The sequence below is a fragment of the Candidatus Magnetobacterium casense genome (assembly GCF_019173545.1).
Lineage (GTDB): Bacteria > Nitrospirota > Thermodesulfovibrionia > Thermodesulfovibrionales > Magnetobacteriaceae > Magnetobacterium > Magnetobacterium cryptolimnobacter.
Genome location: NZ_JABXWD010000328.1, coordinates 1 through 3776, shown reverse-complemented (window position 1 = coordinate 3776; position 3776 = coordinate 1). Strand labels below are relative to the sequence as shown.

Below are 3776 nucleotides of genomic sequence, written 5' to 3'. Positions count from 1 at the left end.
CATGTTGTTTAAGATGGCTGAGGGGTCCGTATAGCCCAGTTCGTTGACCACCCGGCTTAACGTAGAGCCGGCCAGCATTGTCATGATGGCCCCGGGGACGCCATGTCCTTTTACATGATGACCGATGGCATCAGTGACCAGATCGGCGGAGAACAATGCCTTCCATTTGGAAAGAAACGCTTCAAGGAACTGATCGCACAGCACAGCACAAGGCCATTTAAGGAGCAGCAGGCACTATTAATCGAGGCATTTGAGCTTTACCGCGGCCAACAACAGCAGAGGGATGACATCACTGTGATAGGGTTTAGAGTTTAAATATGCAAGGAGGAATATAATATGTTAACTGACCTGTATGAACTTTACCGGCAAATGCTGAGGGAACAGATAGTCCTTTGTTTTAGCGGCCCCGTGTCGCAACACGTTGTAGAGGGTATAGGAGCCACCCTGAAGCTCAAGATGGAGATCGAGGAGCAGGACATAAATACCATACAGAGGGTATTTTCCATATTCGTCGAGCAGATGCAGAACCTTATGAACTACTCCGCAGAGCGGATATCTCAGGAGCGGGATGGTGGCGACCTCGGTATCGGAGTATTTGTTGTCGGCTTTAGAGACGGGCATTTCTATGTCCGCTGCGGCAACAAGATACGCAACGATAAGTTAAACATGATCAGGGAACAGGTGGACGAACTACGTGGGCTTAACAGTGAAGAGTTAAAGGCGCTCTATCGCCGGCGCCGCAAAGAGCCGTCTCCGGAGGGCAGCAAGGGGGGCGGTTTGGGGTTCATAGAGATGGCCAGAAAGGCCAGTCAGCCTATTGATATAGACTATACCACGGTGGATGAGGCGATTTCGTTTTTATCCGTGACGGTATATATTTAGATAAAGGAGGCAAATATGGAAAAACTTTGCATACAGGCCACGAAATCCACTCCTCATGTGTGTTTTGACCCGGATTCGGATACATTTACCATCAAGGGTGAGTGCTATCCTGAGAACGCTGCTGCGTTTTTCACGCCCATTTTTGCGTGGCTGGAGGCCTTCCTGTCTTTGGGGCAATCGCAGCCCCTGGTCTTTGACATAGAGTTGCTCTACTTCAACAGCAGCAGCTCAAAGGCCCTGTTGAACCTCTTCAGCATGTTTGAGCGTCACATGCAGGGCAGAACTATCACCGTCAACTGGAAGTACCATGCCGATAACGATACTGCCCTGGAGTGTGGGGAGGAGTTCAAGGAAGATGCCCCTGCCCTTGACTTTAACCTCGTAGAGCTTGAGTAAGCCTCAGCAATGGATGACGATGAACAGTTATACACATTTATTATGAGTCTGTTTGAAGAGGAAGAGGCCATGGTAAGCAAGGCAGATGGTATCCTCAACTCGGAGCAGTGGCAAGGCAATGTGTTGTTGCCGCACTTTGACAAGCTCTCCGACGCCTACAAAAAGCTATTACGGCAGACAAAGCGAATCGTAAGGATGGCAGACAACCTCCAACGAGACCTTAATATTGCAACGGACAAGCTCTCTGTCCTATGCACGGTAGACCAGCTAACCAACGTGGCCAACAGACGATGTCTTGAGGATACGTACAATACCGAGTGGAAGCGTTCCCTGAGAAACGGTACCCCGTTGGCCCTGATTATAATGGACATAGACTTCTTCAAGCAGTATAACGACTCCTATGGACATACCAAGGGGGATGTCTGTCTGCAACGGGTTGCACATGCTATAAGTCAGGTACTTAAGCGTCCGCAGGACCTTCTGGCACGCTATGGGGGCGAGGAATTCGTTGTGATCCTTCCCGAGACCGATGAGGTTGGTGCGTTAAATGTAGCGGAGGGTATCAGGGCGGCCATAGAGGCTCAGACCATACCGCATCGCATGTCAAAGGTGTCGGGCTATGTCACCGTCAGTGTTGGGGTGTGCGTGATGGTTGCCAATCTGGTTGACAACAAGGATGTTCACCTGTTCAGGGCAGACCAGGCCCTGTACAAGGCCAAGCAAGGCGGCAGAAACGGGGTCGTGAGCTGGGAAGATGCCTGGGAATTGCCGAACAAACCATCGGAAGGAGTTTAGAGTGTTAAACTTAGGAGGAAACGTATGTATCTGAGAATTGTTTGTACACTGATTTTCTTAATCGTCAGCTTCTCGGGATATCCGTGGGATGGCAATACGCATAGTGGTAGTGTCTATGCTGAGGATTCGGTTACATTCTACAACAGAGGTCTTGAGTTGCATAAAAACGGCGACTACGACATGGCCATTGCCGCTTTCACGAAGGCCATTGAGATAATCCCACGCTATGCGGAGGCATACACCGCTCGTGGCACAGCTTGGAGAAAAAAGAAAGACTACGACAGGGCTATAGCCGATTACAACAGGTCGGTAGAGATTAATCCCCGATATTCTCTGGCGTACTACGGTCTCTGGTTGGCCTGGAACAAGAAAGGAGACCCGGATAAGGCCATAGCTGCCCTCAAGCAAGGGGCACAGATTGGGGATACCTACGCACAAGAAATATTGAAAACCAAGGGCATCACCTGGTAATCCAGGTACTCAGGCCGGAGCGCACCCACCCGGAGCCACCCCTTCCAAAGGGGTCACACCCGTTTGACCCCTTCATACACATGTATATCTATAAGTAATTTGCTTTATTTGACAGTTCCCGATGCGATCAGGTAATTTGCAATAATATCGCCTACGGTACCCAGTACGGCTTCGTCGGAGACATCCCTCTTGTAACCTTCCATGACGTATGTGTTGATAACACCGACGACCCTGTTATTTGCCCTGATGGGGGCGCAGTAGTGTCCGTGTGGCATACCATCCTGGTGGAGTTCGTGACGTTTGTCGATTCTGTCGGCGAAGATTATGCTATTATCCGATGCGGCATGTCCGCATAGACACTGTCCGAAGGGGACGGTCGTACATACGGGTGTGCCTAGTGCTGCCTTTACAACAAGCATGTCAGGTCTATCGTTATCGACTAGGTAGATGGTACCCTTGGTCTGGAGAAACAGGCGAGGGATAGACACCAGTAGTTTCAGTGTCTTTTCCAGTTTGGCGTTGAGGTCTATGGGTTCGAGGAATACCCGCAGGACGGTGTTTACAATCTTCTGCTTGGCCTCCATTCTGTGCTTGTACAGGGCCATACCGATGGTAACCAGCAAGTCACGCTGTGAGAAGGGTTTGAGGATATAACCAAACGGTTCGGTTATCTTCGCCCTGTGCAGGGTGTCAAGGTCTGAGTGGGCGGTGAGATATATGATCGGGATACCGTAGAGTTTGTCTATCTGGCCGGCTGCTTCTACGCCGTCCATCTTGCCTTCCAACATGATATCCATAAGTATCAGGGTTGGGTGAACCTCACCTGCCAGCTTAATGGCCTCCTCACCCGAGGCCGCAATGGCAGGGACGTTATAACCTATCTTCTTGAGCTTGGACTCAATATCCCTGGCTATAACGATCTCGTCTTCCACGACCAGGATGTGTATACCGGTTGGAACTTTGTCATATGATATGTTGCTGCTTTCTGGCATTAAAATAAGCCTCCTTTCAAATCAATTCCCTCGAGATTTTACTCGCTATACAAAAAATCTATTTCACCAAAAATATACAATCTTTTTCTTACAAAAGAGTATAGCATAAATTACTCAACAATGTGTAAAAAAATTTCCGAGGCCTCTCCGCAGCGAATGATCGCAACAGAACTCACCGTGGTTGTCAAAGCAGGAGCAAATGGTGTATGCTATAGACAGGATGTCAGGGCAGTATGACAG

The 3776-nt window shown here is 49.4% G+C and carries 7 protein-coding genes; 5 read left to right on the top strand and 2 right to left on the bottom strand.

All coding sequences use genetic code 11. From position 1 onward, the window contains the following. Nucleotides 1-204 (bottom strand): hypothetical protein (locus HWQ67_RS14210; RefSeq protein WP_218253350.1); only part of this gene is annotated, 204 nt, incomplete at its 3' end. On the opposite strand from HWQ67_RS14210, the gene HWQ67_RS20625 reads away from it, so the two are divergent. Genes HWQ67_RS20625 through HWQ67_RS14185 form a run of 5 tightly spaced genes read left to right on the top strand, consistent with a single transcriptional unit; the run spans nt 115 to nt 2544 of the window. Continuing rightward, on the top strand, nt 115-315 hold the full coding sequence (locus HWQ67_RS20625) for a SpoIIE family protein phosphatase (RefSeq protein ID WP_425340732.1): 201 nt from the start codon (nt 115-117) through the stop codon (nt 313-315). The two genes, HWQ67_RS14210 and HWQ67_RS20625, sit on opposite strands and share 90 nt — an antisense overlap. A gap of 21 nt (nt 316-336) precedes the next feature. Next, entirely contained in the window at nt 337-882 is a 546-nt protein-coding gene (locus HWQ67_RS14200) for a SiaB family protein kinase (RefSeq protein ID WP_218253348.1), read from the top strand. A 15-nt stretch (nt 883-897) separates the two neighbouring features. Further along, the gene (locus tag HWQ67_RS14195; protein ID WP_218253347.1) at nt 898-1278 is read left to right on the top strand and encodes a DUF1987 domain-containing protein; all 381 of its coding nucleotides are present in this window, start codon (nt 898-900) and stop codon (nt 1276-1278) included. Between the two features lie 9 nt (nt 1279-1287). Continuing rightward, nucleotides 1288-2073 carry a diguanylate cyclase gene (locus HWQ67_RS14190; RefSeq protein WP_218253346.1) on the top strand — a complete coding sequence of 262 codons (786 nt, stop codon included), beginning with the start codon at nt 1288-1290 and terminating at the stop codon, nt 2071-2073. 24 nt (nt 2074-2097) lie between these two features. After that, the gene (locus HWQ67_RS14185) at nt 2098-2544 is read left to right on the top strand and encodes a tetratricopeptide repeat protein (protein ID WP_218253345.1); all 447 of its coding nucleotides are present in this window, start codon (nt 2098-2100) and stop codon (nt 2542-2544) included. Between the two features lie 104 nt (nt 2545-2648). On the opposite strand, the gene HWQ67_RS14180 is transcribed toward HWQ67_RS14185, so the two are convergent. After that, nucleotides 2649-3536, bottom strand: a complete 888-nt coding sequence (locus tag HWQ67_RS14180) for a response regulator (RefSeq protein WP_218253344.1) — start codon at nt 3534-3536, stop codon at nt 2649-2651. Nucleotides 3537-3776: the final 240 nt, after the last annotated feature.